We start from the raw sequence: 16,846 nt of genomic DNA, 5'->3' as shown, positions 1-16,846 counted from the left end.
TAATACAATTAGCAAAAGTTATACCTAAAATAAGTTGAATTGAAAAAAAATAAAATTTTCTAGAATTTAGTTAAGAATTACAAATTCGCATCTTCGGTTAATTGCATGTTCTTTTTCATTACACATCCAGTCTTTTGAGCAACGATTTAAAAGTTGTGTTTCTCCATATCCAACAGATTTAACTCTAAGATTAGCAATACCTTGACTTATAAGATATGCTCTTACAGATTTAGCTCGTTTGTGTGATAATTCTATATTGTAAGAGTTGGAACCTCGGCAATCAGTGTGAGCACCAATTTCTATAACCATATTGGGGTATTTTTTCATAATAGTTACAATGCTTTCTAATTCAATTTTAGCATCTGAACGGATATTCCACTTGTCGAAATCAAAAAATATTGGATTTATTTTTATTTGAGTTTTACCATTTTCTTTAACAATTTGTTTTTCTGCATCTTCATAAGATTCAAGTAATAAAAAGATATCTTTATTGATGTTTCCTTTGGAATCTGTAGAAAAACTTACTTCTGCAGGATTAAATAATTTTAATGTGCCTTTAAGTTTGTAATGGTTATTTGGTTTAATTTCAAAAGAATAAGCGGCGTCTTTTTCTGTAATTTTGGTTTCAATAATCTCATTTTGATCATTCAACAAAGTAACTGTTGAGCCGGGTAATATTTCAAGAGTATTTTTGTTTTTTGCTTGTCCAGAAACATAGTATTTTTTTAGTTGAGTAAATGAGTATATGTCATCGTCGCCTTTACCCCCTGATCTATTTGAAGAAAAATATCCTTTTTCATCATTTTCATCAATTACAAAACTAAAATCATCTAAATTACTGTTAATGGGCGCTCCTAAATGAACTGGGGTTGTAAAGTTGTTATTTATAATTTCACTTTTAAATACATCTAAACCACCCAAGCCAATATGTCCATCAGAAGCAAAATAAAGGATATTATTTTTGCTTATAAAAGGAAACTGTTCGCGTTGTTCGGTATTAATTTTAGGCCCTAAATTTATAGGTTTTCCATAAGATCCATTTTTGTTAATTTCAACTACAAATAAATCAAATGAACCTATAGTGCCAGGCATATCAGAAGAAAAGTAAAGTTGAGTTTCATTATAATTTAAAGCTGGATGTTCTATGGAGTAATTATTGCTATTAAAAGGAAGCTCAGTAACATTTGTCCAATGGTTGTTTATAAGTTGAGCTTTGTATATTTTTAAGTGTGTAACTTTATGCTTGTCTCTTTGCTTTTTGTTATTGATAAAGCTATTCCTTGTAAAATACATGGTTTTACCATTTTTAGTAACAATTGCATTTGATTCATGTAGTTTTGTATTGATGTTTCCTGCAATTGGTTTTGGGGTAATAATATCACCGCTTTCAGTTAAAATAGCTTCAAATAAGTCTAAATAAGGCTGTTCATTCCATTGGTAGGAGTTTCCTTCGTTTCTAGTTGAAGAAAAGATAATTTTATCATTAAAAAAACTAGCTCCAAAATCTGAATATATAGTATTTGCTGTTACATTTTGAATGGTAATTGGATAGGTGTTTTTGGTGTTTTCGTTTATAGTATTAGTTTCAGTGACTTTTTTTCTGGTTAATTCTTTTTTTTCTAAATATTTAGTGTACCATAACTCAGCTTCTTTTAATTGATTGGTTCCTTTTAATGTTTGTGAATATTTAAAAAAATAGGTTGAGTTAACATCTTTTTCGAACGATTGTAATAATAACTTATACCAGTGAGAAGCGGGTTCCATCTTAGTGTTAAAATAGTAACAATCTCCTAACCTCTCTAAAATTTCTTGAGTTTTAGGTTCAATTTTTAAATATAATTCAGCAGCAGAAATATAAGCTCTAGTTTCAAATAAATGATTTGCTCGTTTTAAATTTTGTGCGTTTGTGTAGTTTGTTATTAGGATGAACACCCAAATTATATACTGTATTTTTTTCATTTTTTTGAGCATTTAGTTAAAAGAATCTAGGGGATTTATCATATCCTTTTGTACCCATAATTGCTAAATCATATAGCATAAATAATTCATGTGATCCAGAATTAAAAGGTCCTAAATTAGAGATGGTGTGATCATAAGCATACCCAATTCTAAATTCAGGAGTAATTTTAAAATTAATAAGCCCACTAAAAGCATCTTCCAATCTATAGCCTAAACCAAATTCTACGTTATCATTAAATAAAATATTTGTAGTAAAGTCAATAGTTATTGGAGCACCTTTCACCGCTTTTGCCATAAAAGCAGGTTTTAATTTTAATTGAGGGTTAATTTTAAATACATAACCGCTTGTTAAAAATAGGTGAGGTTCTTCTGTACCTTTATATTTACCATTATTTCTATCGAGATGTTTAGCTTTTAAAATTGTGGGAACTGACACTCCTAAATAAAAATTATGGGTGTTATAGTAAATACCTGTGCCAATGTTAAAATAGGATTGATGAATATTATCTGCAAAATTTGGGTCAGAAAAAACATCGCCAGATTCCAATTCAAAACCATTAAAATCTACATCAAAAAGCGTAGCACCTATTTTTAAACCAAAGGATAAATTTCCATGAGATTCTAAATTTAATTTGTAGGCAATATCAGCATACAAATTATTTTCTTTAACAACTTCACCTATATTATCGTTAATTAATGAAAAACCAACTTCAATAGTTTCACTTATTGGAGTATGAACAAATAAATTTGATGATTTAGGTGCTCCAATTACTCCAACCCATTGCGTTCTGTGTAAAGCACCAATGTTTACAAACCCTAGGTTATCTGTTGTATAAGCAGGGTTTACAACACTCATATTGTACATATATTGTGTAAATTGAGCATCTTGCTGCGACCACATAAATATTGTTGTAAAAACGAGGATAAATTTTAAAAGTATTTTTTTCATTTTTAACGACTTATATATAACCTCCCTTGTATTGGTTTTTTAGCACTCTCATTAAAGTAAATTATAAAATAGTAAACTCCTGTTGGTACCAATTCATCAGTTCCATATAGCCTTCCATTCCAATCAACTTTTGAGGCATTTGAAGTATAGACTTTAGCACCCCATCGATTGAAAAACTCTACCTTAAAATTAGGATACAGTTCTCGTAAATATTTAATATGAAAAGTGTCATTATTCCCATCTCCATCAGGCGAAAATCCATCGTAAATTTCAATATCATACGCTTCACAAGCGTTTAATGTTACTGTTACAGCTAATGGAGTTGGACTGGTACATCCACTTTCATTTTTCTCAACAGCATAATAAGTTTTTCCTTCCATTAAAATTTCTGACATTGAAAGTATGGATCCATTTGGATATGAATTGTACCAAATAATCTCTCCGTCATTTGCTGTCGAAACGTTTAAGTTAAGTTCAAAAAGTGTAGGGTTGTTAATTTTACAGAATTTATTTCCTGAAGGAGTAATTGTAGGTGTTTCAACATTTATTAAGGAAGCCGTTGTCACTATCCTTACGGAGCTTTCACAATTTGTTGATGAATTTACTTGTGCTGCCCAATAACTAACACCATCAAGTAATTCTGTTGTAGCACTTAAAGGTGTTGTATCATGTTCTGAGATATACCAAACTACATTATTGCCCTCAACTTGAAGATCTGTAATAGTTGGGTTGTCAGATTTACAAAAAGTTTGTACGGTATTTTCAATTACTGGAGGAGCTGTTTCTACCATTTTTACTGTAACTATTAACCTAGAGGTGCTTTCACATCCTGTAGCATCATTTACGGAAGCGGCCCAATAATCTTCTCCATCGATTAATAATTCCGTTGGATTTAAAGCTGTTGTTGAATTTTCAGTTTCAAACCATACAATTGATTCTCCATCAGCTTCTAAATTAGCAACAGTAGGGTTATTGACAGTACAAAATAGTTGAGTTGTATCAGAAGTTGTAGGTACAATTGGGTTTATTATAGTTACATTAACAAGAAGCCTGCTATTGCTTTCACAACTATTATTTGTTTGGCTCGCCCAGTAATCTTCACCATCAACTAATAGTTCATTTTCATTTAATGGAGTTAATGAGGTTTCAGTGTCATACCAAGTTAAATTTGTTCCATTAGCATTTAAATTGGCAATGGTTGGTTTGTTTGGTAAATAATTTTGAACACAAAAGCTCTGATTTATTACTGTACTTGTTGGAGGTGGAGTTGAAATTATAGAAGCGGTAATTTTTAACCTTGAACTACTTTGACAGCCATTAGAATTGGTTTGTGCAGCCCAATAATTTGCTCCATCAACTAAAAGTTCCTCTTCATTTAGTGGAGTTGATGAAGTTTCGGAAGCATACCAAAGGATGTTTGTTTCATGAATGCTTAAATTTTCAATGGTAGGATGATCAACTTCACAAAAAGTTTGAGTTGTTTGAGATGTTGTTGGAGTTTCAACCTCTATAAGATGAGCTATAATTTTTAATCTAGAAGCACTTTGACAACCATTAGTATCGGTTTGTGTAGCCCAATAATCTTCCCCATTAATGATTGGCTCATTTTCATTTAGTGGAGTTGATGATGTTTCAGTATCATACCATAATAAATTTGTTCCATTAGCAATTAAATTAGTAATGGTTGGGTTGTCATTTTTACAAAAATTCTGATTGGTTTCAGTGGTGGTAGGTAGAGGAACACTTATAATGTTAGCACTAACTTTTAATCTTGAATTGCTTTGGCAACCAGATGCATTAGTTTGACTTGCCCAATAATCTTTCCCATTTATAATTGGCTCATTTTGATTTAGTGGTGTTGATGAGGTTTCAGAGTCGAACCAAAGTATATTGCTTCCTTCTGCGTTTAAATTTGCGATTATTGGATTGTTAATTTCACAAAAAGTTTGTGTTGTTGAATTTGTTGTTGGGGGTGGTGTTTCAGTAATATTAACAGTGATACTGGCAGAATTACTTGGACAAACTCCTAAGGTACTTGAAACAGTATAGATATAGGTTCCAATAGTATTAATATTGGGTTCAAAAGTACCTAAATAACCATTTGATAATTCACTAGGACCTGACCAAGTACCTGTAGTTTCAGGATTACCACCTAATAATTCAAATAAATTAGTGGTTTCTAAATCAATTTCGCAAACTATATATGAATTGCTTTCTCCTGAATTAGGTACAGAATCGATTGTTACAATTGTTTGAGAACGAATACTACTTTCACAAGGAAAAGAAATTTCAGCAGCCCAATAGTCTTCACCATTTATTAAAAGTTCATCGGGAGACAAAGGGGTAATAGAAGTTTCAGAATCGTACCAAATTATGTTTGTGCCAGCTGCTTGTAAGTTGCTAACGGTTGGATCTGGAGGAGCACAAAATGACTGAAATGGTTCAGTAGTTGGAGGAGGAGGATTAATGATGGTTACCGTGGTAGGAAATCGATCACTTACACAGCCATTTTCAGTTTGTTGTACCCAATATGTTTTACCATCAATTAAAAGTTCATCGTTTGGTAAAAGGTTTCCTCCAGTTTGGGCATCAAACCATTCAATATTTGTTCCTGTAGCTGATAAATCTGCTACTGTAGGGTTGTTGCTAGCACATTTTCCAACAAAAACATCCACATCTTTTGGAATATCTCCATAAACTTCTACAGAAATAGCAAGTCTGCTAGTGCTACATCCTCCATTACTAATATCATCAGCATAGTAAATGGTGTCATCTATTAATAAATCGGTTAACTTATATTCATTTCCTCCAGAAGGAGCATCGTACCAAGCAATAAGAGTTCCAGATACTATTAAGCTTTCTATAGTATTGTTATCATTTTTACAAAAAGTTTGAATAGGTTCACCAGAGGGGATATCATTTGTGCATTGGGCATTTGAATTTAAATTACTACATAATAAAATAAATATAAATAGCAATACAGTTTTATAGGAAATAGAAATCTCTTCTTTTTTCATATAAGTTAGTTAGTTTGATATACTTTTTTATAAAGTATAAGATAAGAATTTTTTTTAAGATGAGATTTAATTAAGATAGGAAAAAAAATAAGTTATAAACAGGTTATTAATAAATTTGTACTTCAATATTAGTCTTACTTTATGTACATTTGAACTAGCAAAATTATATAATAAATGAAAGTACATTTTATAGCTATTGGTGGTAGTGCAATGCATAATTTAGCCATAGCTTTACATAAAAAAGGATACCAAGTTACAGGAAGTGATGATGTTATATTTGAGCCATCAAAATCGAGATTAAATGATAGAGGACTATTACCTAGTGAATTTGGGTGGTTCCCAGAAAAAATTACTAATAAATTAGAGGTAATAATTTTAGGAATGCATGCCAAAGCTGATAACCCTGAATTGATAAAGGCTAAAGAGTTAGGACTTCAAATTTATTCTTATCCTGAGTTTTTATATGAACAATCCAAAGATAAAACAAGGGTTGTTATTGGTGGTTCGCATGGAAAAACTACCATTACTTCTATGGTACTGCATGTACTGAATTATCATGAAATGGATGTTGATTATATGGTGGGAGCGCAATTGGACGGTTTTGATACCATGGTTCACTTAACTTCAGAAAATGAATTTATAGTGTTGGAAGGCGATGAATATTTATCTAGTCCAATAGATTTAAGACCTAAATTTCATTTATATAAACCTAATATTGCACTTTTAAGTGGAATTGCTTGGGATCATATTAATGTTTTTCCAACTTTTGATAATTATGTAGAACAGTTTTCAATATTTACAAATTCATTAGTTAATGGAGGGATTATGGTGTATAATGAAGAGGATGAACTAGTAAAAAAAGTAGTTGAAGAATCTGAAAACCCTATTAAAAAATATCCTTATAAAACTCCAGATTACAAAATAAAAAATGGAACTACTTTTATTGAAACTTCTGATGGAGAAATGCCTTTAGAATTTTTCGGAAAACATAATTTACAAAACATGGCAGGTGCCAAATGGATTTGTCAGCATATGGGTATTGGTGAAGATGAATTTTATGAAGCAATTTCAAGTTTTAAAGGGGCAAGTAAAAGACTTGAAAAAATAGCTGAAAATAACAATACTGTAATTTTTAAAGATTTTGCACATTCACCAAGTAAAGTAGAAGCTACTACTAAGGCTGTTAAAAATCAGTATGCTGATAGAACCGTATTAGCTTGTTTAGAATTACACACTTACAGTAGCCTAAATGCAAATTTTTTAAGGGAATACGAAGGTGCTTTGGAAAGTGCAGATATTGCAGCTGTTTTTTATTCTCCACATGCTTTAGAAATTAAAAAACTTGAAAAAGTAACTGAAGAACAAATAAAAAAAGCCTTTAATAGAAGTGATTTAATTGTGTATACCAACCCTAAAGAATTTAAAGATTTTCTGTTTAATCAGAATTTTAAGAACACAGCATTACTTTTAATGAGTTCAGGAAATTATGGAGGTTTAGATTTTGAAAAATTCAAAGAGCTTTTAGCTTAATATGACAACTGTCATAAGCGTTTAAATTTATTTAATCTAAATTATGATAATAATAATTTTATAAGTACTTTTGATAAAGGATAAATTTATCCTTTATTAATTAAAAAAACTTTTATGAAATCAATTTCAAAAGATAATTTAACGGTTTGTTTAGATGTAAGACCAATTTTAGCAAATGGCAATGATCCTTTTAATGAAATTATGGCTGTGGTTCAAAAGCTAGAAAAAGGACAAACACTTCAAATTATTAATACATTTCAGCCAATTCCTCTAATCAATAAATTAGAAAATAATGGTTATAAATCTTGGACAGAGCAACCTGAAATTGGAGTTTATCATACTTTTTTTAAAAAAGAGGAAGTGCTTACTTCAAATTTTGAGAATAAGAATGTAGAAGAAAGCTTAAAATTTGAAGCTTGTTATAAATCTTTTATTGGTAAATTGAAAAGTATAGATGTTCGTCATTTAGAAATGCCAGAACCAATGACTGCTATTTTAGAGGAGTTAGAACATTTACCTGAAAGTTTTGCGCTGTTTGTGGACCATAAAAAAGTACCACAATTTTTATTGCCTGAATTAGAAGAAAGAGGGTTTGAAATATTATTTCATAAAAAATCTTTAACTCATATACAGTTACTAATTTTTAAAAAATAATGCTTTGAATGGCTTAAAAACAAATAACGCTCCAAATAGTAGTGTGGTTGTTCCTCATTTTATTTTTGGAGCCATAAGCTTTTTTTTACTGGCTGTAATGCTATTTTTATCAAGCTCAAACTTGTTAGAAGTTTACTTTAATAATAAGTTGGTGGCGATCACTCATATGGGAGTTTTAGGCTGGGCTACTATGATTATTTTTGGGGCTTTATATCAATTAATACCAGTGGTATTCGAAACTACTTTGTTTAGTGAAAAATTAGCAAAGTTTACATTTTGGATTTCAGTATTTAGCGTATGTTTTTTGTGTTATTCTTTTTGGGTGGCTTCTTACACCATATTGCTGCCTTATGCATCTTTATGTATGTTTTTTTCATTACTGCTGTTTGTAGTCAATGTTTTACTTTCTCACCAAAAATCAGCTATAAAAAATTGGTCATCTAGGTTAGTGGTTGCTGCAATTATTTGGCTTTTGATAACAGAAATTTTAGGAACTTTAGTCGCTTTAAATTTTAAATTTAATTTTTTTAATGAAACTCATATACATTATCTAAAAATACATGCAACTGTTGGTTTAGTAGGGTGGTTTCTATTATTAATTATTGGGGTAGGTTCTACTTTAATTCCAATGTTTTTAATTTCACATGAATTAAATAAAAACAAGCTAAAGGCTTCATTTTACTTTATAAATATAGGGTTGTTATTATTTATTTTAAATGGGTTTTTTATAAATGTTTCAAGTTTAATTTATATAAATTGGCTTTTAATTGCTTTTGGAGTTTTGTTTTTTGTGTCCTTTATTTTTGATTCATTTAAAAAAAGAATGCGTAAAAAATTAGATGTTGGTATGCAATACTCTATGATAGCAATTGCTTCAATTTTATTACCAATAGTTATAAGTAGTGTTTTAATTTTAAGATTTAATATTCAATTTGAATTGCTTTCTCGTATAACAATATTTTACGGATTTTCAATCTTATTTGGATTTATAACAACTTTAATTTTAGGTCAAACTTATAAAACACTTCCTTTTATTATTTGGCTTGATAGGTATAAAAAATTAGTTGGTAAAATAAAAACACCATTACCACGAGAACTATACTCTAACAGAATAGCTTCAATTCAATTTTACCTGTATTTAATATTTATCATACTAACTCCAATAGGGGTTTTATTGAATCAAGAAATTATAGTTAAATTAGGGTGTTTTACACTGTTATTAGTAAGTGTTTTGTATATGATGAACGTATTTAAAATTATTTTACATAAAGTAAAACCTATTGAAAATGAATAAACAACAAATTACCGAATTTGAATTAAAAACTTTAGAACTTCTAAAATCAGTTATGGATCCTGAAATAGAAATTAATATTGTTGATTTAGGATTGATATATGAATTGTATTATGATGGTGATAAAAAAATTAATATTGTTATGACATTTTCTACACCTGCTTGTCCATTAGGAGAAACAATTATTTCAAATATAAAAGAAACTATAAAGCAAAAACACCCCAATTTTGAAACCATAATTGATGTTGTTTTTCATCCTCAATGGAATAACACAATGGTAAGTGAAGAGGGAAGAAAAATTTTAGGATTGTAAAATGTGGTTAACACTTTTTCCAAAAAAAAGGAGTAAACAATACTAAAACCGTAAATAGTTCTAATCTTCCAATTAGCATTAAAAATGAGCAAAGCCATTTTGCAGGAATTGATAAATGCTCAAAATTATCAACCGGGCTTACTGAGCCTATTGCTGGACCAATATTACCTAGTGAAGAAGTGGCTGCTCCCATAGCAGATTGAAAATCGAGTCCAAATAAGGTAAGTAAAATAGATCCAGTAATAAAAATACCCATATACAAAATAAAAAAAGCAAGAATATTATAAACAATATTTTTTGGTACTGGATTGCCATCATACCTTATAGGAATTATAGCATTAGGGTGCAATTGTTTTTTAAATTCGAGCAAACTATTTTTTATCATAATAATATGCCTCACAATTTTTACCCCACCACTTGTGGAACCTGCAGAACCTCCAATAAAGAATAAGGAAAACATAAGCATGGTTGCTAATGAATTCCACATTGTAAAATCTGCAGTAACAAAACCTGTGGTGGTTAGTACAGAAGTTATTTGAAATATTGCATGTCTAAAAGCACTTTCAGTTTCTCCCCAAGGTTTAGGGTGATTTACTGTGGTTACTAAGTTAGGATCTTGGTGATTAACTATTAAAAAAGTTATGATAATGGTTAATCCTAAAATGCCAAAAAAGAAATATTTAAACTCTTCACTATTGAGTACCTTTCTAACTTTTCCTTTTAGTACAAAATAGGTAAGTATAAAGTTAGTTCCTGCAACAAACATAAAAAATGTAATAATGTATTGTATTATTGGAAAGTTATTATAATGAGCTACACTTGCATTTTTAGTTGAAAAACCTCCAGTACTCATTGTTGCCATTGCATGATTAATTGCATCAAACCATGTCATTCCAGCAATTTTAAGTAGGAAAAACTCTGTAAAGGTTAAAGAAAAGTAAATAATCCATAATCTTTTAGCAGTTTCAGTTATTCTTGGATGCATTTTATCAGCTGATGGACCTGGAGCTTCTGCCATAAATAACTGCATACCACCAATGCCTAATAAAGGTAAAATAGCTACGGTAAGAACAATAATACCCATACCTCCAATCCAATGAGTGGCACTTCGCCAAAACAGAATTCCTTTTGGCATAGATTCGATATCAGTTAAAATAGAAGATCCAGTTGTTGAATACCCCGAAATTGTCTCAAAAAAAGCATTGGTGTAATTTGGAATTGCACCTGTAAAAACATAGGGAAGTGTTCCAGTGAATGACAACATTAACCACCCCAAAGTAACAATTAAATATCCTTCTTTTTTACCTAAATTTTTCTTTGCATTTCTATTAAAAAACCAAAGTAGAAAACCAATAATAATTGTTGTTAAACCAGCCTGTAGAATTCCCAATTGTTCAGGTTCATTATGGTATATGCTAAAAGGAACTGCAATAAGCATAAAAACACCATTTAACATAGATGTTAAGCCTAAAAAACTAATGATAATTTTTATGTTAAACTGCTTCATAAATTAATTGAATAGTTTTTCAACTTTATGAATAGCCTCTGGCAAACAGAAAACAACTGCTTTATCTCCAGCTAAAATTTGAAAATCACCAAAGGTCATGTGCGCTACACCATCTCTAATTACTCCACCAAAGACAGCTTTTTTTGTCAATTTTATATCTTTTACTAATTTTTTTGTTACTGATGAGTTTTCTTTTACTTTAAATTCTAAAACTTCGGCATCTACATTATGTAAGTTTGCTAATTTTAAAACTTCTCCTTTTCTAACATGTTTAAAAATGGCGCTGGCTGCTAGTAATTTTTTATTAATTAAAGTGTCAATTCCTATGGTTTGTGAAATATTGATGTAATCCATGTTTTCAACTAAAGCAATTGTTTTTTTTACACCTTTTGATTTGGCAACCAAGCATGACATAATATTGGTTTCGGAATTTCCAGTTACAGCAACAAAAGCGTCCATTTCGGCAATGTTTTCTTCCTCTAAAAGTTCTACATCTCTACCATCACCTTTAATAATTAAAGCATTGGGTAATTTTTCTGCAACATCTTTAGCTCTTTCTTTATCAATTTCAATTAATTTAATATTGAAATTACTATCACATAAATTTCTTGCCGCTTTAACACCAATTTTACTAGCACCCAAAATCATTACATTTTTAACTCCAAACTGAGTTTTACCCATAAGCTTGTATAATTTTTTTATACTAGTTTGGGGAGCTGAAAAATAAATTTGATCGTAAGCTCTATAAATAGAATTCCCTCTTGGGATAATAGTTTCATCGCTATTTTCAGGTTTAATTGCAATGGTAATAAAATCTACATCAGAAAACCGTTCACGAGCTTCTTGAACAGTTAAGTTAATTAATGGTGAGTTATACTCTAAAGTGCTTCCTAAGATGTTAAGAGTTCCATTTTCAAACTCAATAGTATCATTAAATGCAGATTGGTGTAATAACATTTTAATTTCATCAGCAGCTAATTCACCTGGAGAAATCATACTATCAATACCTAATTCACTAAAATCTATTTCAGAGTTTTGAGTAAATTCATGACTGGAAATTCTAGCAATTGTTTTTTTAACACCTAATTTTTTAGCAATTACGGCTAACATAAAATTGGTGTTTTGAGATTCAGTTACTGCTAAAAAAATATCTGCTTTATCAATGTTAATTTCTTTTAAAAGCTTTATAGAAGTTGCATCGCCTTTTTTTGTAATTACATCAATATGGTTGCTGGCATATTCAAGTCGTTCAGCATCAGTATCAATTAAATAGATGTCTTGAGACTCATAAGAAAGAAGTTTTGCTAAATGAAAACCTACATCTCCCGCACCTGCAATAATAATTTTCATGTTAAAAAATTTGGTACAAAGATATTATACTTATTTTAAAATTTGTTACTTTTTTTAAAGTGTTGATTATTTGGTTTTTATGGACGTTTGAAATAATAATTACTGAAAATCTTAAGAATTTAAAATTTTATGTTTTACTTCTTCTACATAAGTTCTTCCAAAAGGATATCGGATTCCACCAATTTCAACACTGTTTCCCTCTATAGTGTCAATTTTATCAATAGCAATTGTATAAGATCTATGAATTCTAATAAAATTATCTTCAGGTAACTGATCTGTAAAACTACATAATGTTTGGTGAATGATGTATTTGTTATTTAAAGTTGTTATTTTTAAATAATCTTTTAAGCTTTCAATGACTAAAATTTCATCTAAATAAATTTTCTTCATTTTCTTTTTGTCAATTTTAACAAAAATATAAGGTCTTTCTTTAGTTTGAATATTGATTTTGGTTGCATTTAAAATTTTAAATACTTTGTTAATAGCCTTTGCAAATCTTGGAAAAGCAATTGGTTTTACTAAATAATCTAAAACATCTAATTCATAGGAATCAACAGCAAACTCAGTATGTGCAGTAGTAATAATTATTTGAGGTTTGTTTTCTAATGTTTTTATAAAATTTAGACCATCTAATAATGGCATATTTATGTCTAAAAAAATCAAGTCCACACAGTTGTCATTCAAAAATGACAATGCGTCAATTGCATTGTTGAACGTATTAACAAGTTCAATATCATTAAATTGTTTTAAATGATTTTTTATAACATTTATAGCTAAAGGCTCATCGTCAATTATTAGGCAGGTTGTTTTCATTTTAATTTAATTTTTAATGCCACTATAAATAGGTTATTTTTTTCTTCAATATTTAAATTGTATTCATCTTTTTTATACCCCAAAGCTAGTCTTTTTTTTACATTTTCTAATCCAATTCCTCCAATCTCTTTTGATTGTTTTTTATAATTCGTTTTTGCGGGTAATGGATTTGAAATGGTAAAGTAAAGGAAATCTTGGTCTATTGTAAAATCAATAGTGATTTTTATTTTCCCAATATTTTTATTTGCTCCGTGTTTAAAAGCATTTTCAATAAAAGATAATAAAAGTAATGGGGCAATTTTCTTATTTTTAATATCTCCAGAAATACTCATATCAACTTCTAGATTTTCATCAAACCTAATCTTTTCTATATCTAAATAATTTTGAATGCAAAGAATTTCTTTTTCCAAACTCTGTTTATTTTTCTTTGTTTCATATAGAAAATACCTCATTAAATCGGAGAGTTTTAGAATAACTTTAGGTGTTTTTTTAGAGCATTCTAATGATAAAGAATAGATATTGTTGAGGGTGTTGAAAAAGAAATGAGGAGAAACCTGTGTTCTTAAAAATAATAACTCAGTTTCAAGCTTGGCCTTTTCTAAATCTGCTACACGTCGATGTTCCTTTAGCCAGTCCATAGTTACTTTAATTGCAGTTACAAATGTAATTACATAGAGTTCTCCAATCATCATATCTACAGAATAATTAAATGTTAACTTGCTTATAACTTCTGTTCCTTCAGGCCAAACATTCTCACTAACTAAGTAGTAGGTAAGGTTAAATTTAGCAAGTAACATAATAAACAATGATAGAATTAAGAGAATTACATAGGTTAAGTATTTTCGTTTAAAAATAAACTTAGGCATAAAAACATAGATGTTTAAATAGCATAAAGTCATATGTATAGGAAAGCCTATAAGGTTAGTTTTTAAAGAGTAAATATAATCATCAAAATAGCTACCCCAACGAAGTGTGTTAAAGATAAAGTAAAGTGTCCAAAAAATGAAATGATGCCTTAAAGTTATTTCTTTAACTTTAGAGGAATTGGCATTGAATTTTTGTAGTATTTTAGACATTGTTTAATACTTTTTTTTATGTTTAACCCTTTTTACACGTTGTACGTCTAATATTTTTTTTTAAAACACAAAATTAAACAATATTTATAACTAAATTAAAAATTACAAATTTTACAATTATAGAATAACGTACAATGAAGCATAGCTATAAATTAGTTTTATTAGGAATTGTATTAAGTATTATATCGTGTACAAGTACAATTAAGAAAGATAAAGAATCAACTATTAAACTTACAAAATATGTAAATCCTTTTATTGGAACGGGAGGGCACGGACATACATACCCAGGTGCAACAGTTCCTTTTGGAATGTTACAAGTAAGTCCTGATAATGGAATATCTAGTTGGGATTGGTGTTCGGGTTATCACTATTCTGATTCTATCACCATTGGATTTAGTCATTTACATTTAAGTGGAACTGGAATTGGCGACTTAGCAGATATTCGTTTAATGCCTCTAAATAAAAAAGTAGATTTAGCAAAAGAAGTTAAAACTAGGAATGATGTTCCATACAAATCACTGTACTCTCATAGCGATGAAACTGCTTCACCTGGTTATTATAGTGTGGATCTGAAAGATTTTAATATCAAAGCAGAATTAACTTCTAATTTAAGAACAGCGTATCATAAATATACCTTTTCAAAAAACGATTTGCAGTCTGTAGTTGTAGATTTAGGTTTTGCTATAAATTGGGATAAAACAATTGCTTCTAAAATTAATGTTATTGATAAAACAACTATATCAGGGTATAGAAATAGTACAGGTTGGGCAAAAAATCAAAAAGTGTTTTTTGTAGCTAAGTTTTCTAAACCTATTGAAAAATTCGAACTAGCAGAGGATGGAAATTACACAAAAGAAGGAAATATAGTAGAAGGAACCAAGTCATTTGCTCAATTATATTTTGATTCTAAAGAAAATAATGAATTACAAGTTAAAGTTGCAGTGTCTTCTGTAAGTGAAAAAAATGCTTTAGAGAATTTATCAAAAGATGATTTCAACTTTGAAAAAATAAAGAATGAGGCTTCTGAAATATGGAACAATAATTTATCAAATATTGTTGTAGAAACAGATAATGAAGAACTAAAAAACATATTTTATACAGCATTATATCATACACAAGTTGCCCCTGTTACTTTTAGTGATATAAATGGAGAATTTAGAAAAGAAAATGATGAAATTGTAAAAGCCGAAGATTACACAGCCTACTCAACATTGTCTCTATGGGATACTTTTAGAGCCGAACACCCCTTGCTAACTTTTACAGCAACTGATAAAGTTGCAGATATTATCAATTCTATGTTGGCCTATTATGAGACCAATAAAATTTTGCCTGTATGGACTTTATATGGGAATGAAACCAATACTATGACAGGGTATCATTCAATTCCTGTAATTGCAGAAGCTTATATAAAGGGAATAAAAGGGTTTGATATAAACAAGGCGTATGAAGCTATGAAAACTACAATGATGCAAGATGAAAGAGGCCTAAATCATTATAAAAAATATGGATATGTTCCTCATAATTTGTTAGATGAATCTGTAACAATAACATTAGAATATGCATACAATGATTGGTGTGTTGCTCAAATAGCAAAAGAATTAGGGAAAGAGGAAGATTATAAATATTTTTTACAACGTTCTAAAGCCTATGAATATTTATTTGATTCAGAAACTGGGTTTATGAGAGGTAAAAATGACCAAGGAAATGCTTGGAAAGAACCATTTGATCCAAAATATTCTGCACATAGAGTACATGCAGAATATACAGAAGGAAATGCTTGGCAACATAGTTGGTTTGTTTTACACGATGTGGATAACCTAATTAAATTGCATGGAGGAGAAAATAAATTTACAGATAAGCTAGAACAACTGTTTACTGAATCTTCTGAAATTACAGGAGAAAATATTTCAGCAGATATCACAGGGTTAATAGGGCAGTATGCACACGGTAATGAACCAAGTCATCACATAGCTTATATGTATAATTACGCCAATAAACCTTGGAAAACACAATATTGGGTTCGTGAAATATTAAAAACCCAATACAATACAACACCAGATGGTTTAAGTGGTAATGAAGATTGTGGACAAATGTCGGCTTGGTATGTGTTTAGTTCAATGGGATTGTATCCTTACAGTCCAGCTTCTGGAGACTATCAAATTGGAAGCCCTATGTTTAAATCTTCAACAATTAAAATTTCAGAAACTACTTCATTTACAATAAAAGCTAATAATGCTTCTGATGAGAACATATATATTCAATCTGCAACTTTAAATGGAGAAGAATTTAATAAAACTTCAATAAGTCATAAACAAATTCTACAAGGAGGTGTATTGGAATTTATAATGGGAAGTACACCAAATAAAAAATGGGGAATCAATCATTAA

Annotated in this window: 12 protein-coding genes; 5 read left to right on the top strand and 7 right to left on the bottom strand. The window is 29.6% G+C overall.

Annotated features, from left to right (window positions below):
• Positions 1 to 66: 66 nt before the first annotated feature.
• From ACFQZW_RS03545 to ACFQZW_RS03535, 3 genes are read right to left on the bottom strand one after another with little or no spacing between them, the layout of a single operon-like run.
• On the bottom strand, positions 67 to 1,959 hold the full coding sequence (locus ACFQZW_RS03545; RefSeq protein ID WP_386781479.1) for an OmpA family protein: 1,893 nt from the start codon (positions 1,957 to 1,959) through the stop codon (positions 67 to 69).
• 16 nt (positions 1,960 to 1,975) lie between these two features.
• The gene (locus ACFQZW_RS03540; protein ID WP_298264300.1) at positions 1,976 to 2,908 is read right to left on the bottom strand and encodes a PorP/SprF family type IX secretion system membrane protein; all 933 of its coding nucleotides are present in this window, start codon (positions 2,906 to 2,908) and stop codon (positions 1,976 to 1,978) included.
• Positions 2,909 to 2,910: 2 nt separating this feature from the next.
• Positions 2,911 to 5,925 (bottom strand): gliding motility-associated C-terminal domain-containing protein, encoded by a 3,015-nt coding sequence (locus ACFQZW_RS03535; protein ID WP_386781478.1) that lies wholly within the window; start codon positions 5,923 to 5,925, stop codon positions 2,911 to 2,913.
• Between the two features lie 174 nt (positions 5,926 to 6,099).
• On the opposite strand from ACFQZW_RS03535, the gene ACFQZW_RS03530 reads away from it, so the two are divergent.
• From ACFQZW_RS03530 to ACFQZW_RS03515, 4 genes are all read left to right on the top strand, one after another.
• Complete coding sequence (locus tag ACFQZW_RS03530; protein ID WP_298264303.1) at positions 6,100 to 7,455, top strand: UDP-N-acetylmuramate--L-alanine ligase; 1,356 nt, start codon at positions 6,100 to 6,102, stop codon at positions 7,453 to 7,455.
• 114 nt (positions 7,456 to 7,569) lie between these two features.
• A complete protein-coding gene (locus tag ACFQZW_RS03525) occupies positions 7,570 to 8,109 on the top strand; it encodes a DUF2249 domain-containing protein (RefSeq protein ID WP_298285730.1) in 540 nt (179 codons plus the stop codon).
• A gap of 4 nt (positions 8,110 to 8,113) precedes the next feature.
• On the top strand, positions 8,114 to 9,403 hold the full coding sequence (locus ACFQZW_RS03520) for a hypothetical protein (protein WP_386781477.1): 1,290 nt from the start codon (positions 8,114 to 8,116) through the stop codon (positions 9,401 to 9,403).
• Entirely contained in the window at positions 9,396 to 9,713 is a 318-nt protein-coding gene (locus ACFQZW_RS03515; protein WP_372802450.1) for a metal-sulfur cluster assembly factor, read from the top strand. Before ACFQZW_RS03520 ends, ACFQZW_RS03515 begins: the two co-directional genes overlap by 8 nt.
• Positions 9,714 to 9,720: 7 nt before the next feature.
• On the opposite strand, the gene ACFQZW_RS03510 is transcribed toward ACFQZW_RS03515, so the two are convergent.
• The 4 genes from ACFQZW_RS03510 to ACFQZW_RS03495 all read right to left on the bottom strand — a co-directional run bounded on the left by ACFQZW_RS03510 (position 9,721) and on the right by ACFQZW_RS03495 (position 14,459).
• The gene (locus tag ACFQZW_RS03510; RefSeq protein ID WP_298264310.1) at positions 9,721 to 11,220 is read right to left on the bottom strand and encodes a TrkH family potassium uptake protein; all 1,500 of its coding nucleotides are present in this window, start codon (positions 11,218 to 11,220) and stop codon (positions 9,721 to 9,723) included.
• 3 nt (positions 11,221 to 11,223) lie between these two features.
• Positions 11,224 to 12,570, bottom strand: coding sequence for a Trk system potassium transporter TrkA (gene trkA, locus ACFQZW_RS03505; protein ID WP_298264312.1), 1,347 nt, complete (start codon positions 12,568 to 12,570; stop codon positions 11,224 to 11,226).
• Between the two features lie 111 nt (positions 12,571 to 12,681).
• Positions 12,682 to 13,383 (bottom strand): LytR/AlgR family response regulator transcription factor, encoded by a 702-nt coding sequence (locus ACFQZW_RS03500; protein ID WP_298264314.1) that lies wholly within the window; start codon positions 13,381 to 13,383, stop codon positions 12,682 to 12,684.
• A complete protein-coding gene (locus ACFQZW_RS03495) occupies positions 13,380 to 14,459 on the bottom strand; it encodes a sensor histidine kinase (RefSeq protein WP_386781476.1) in 1,080 nt (359 codons plus the stop codon). Before ACFQZW_RS03495 ends, ACFQZW_RS03500 begins: the two co-directional genes overlap by 4 nt.
• A 134-nt stretch (positions 14,460 to 14,593) precedes the next feature.
• Between ACFQZW_RS03495 and ACFQZW_RS03490 the strand changes: the two genes are divergently transcribed.
• Positions 14,594 to 16,846, top strand: coding sequence for a GH92 family glycosyl hydrolase (locus ACFQZW_RS03490; RefSeq protein WP_386781475.1), 2,253 nt, complete (start codon positions 14,594 to 14,596; stop codon positions 16,844 to 16,846).

Origin of the sequence: Lutibacter aestuarii, assembly GCF_042676885.1 — a bacterium.
GTDB classification, from domain to species: Bacteria; Bacteroidota; Bacteroidia; order Flavobacteriales; family Flavobacteriaceae; genus Lutibacter; species Lutibacter aestuarii.
This window is presented reverse-complemented; position numbering and strand designations above follow the sequence as displayed.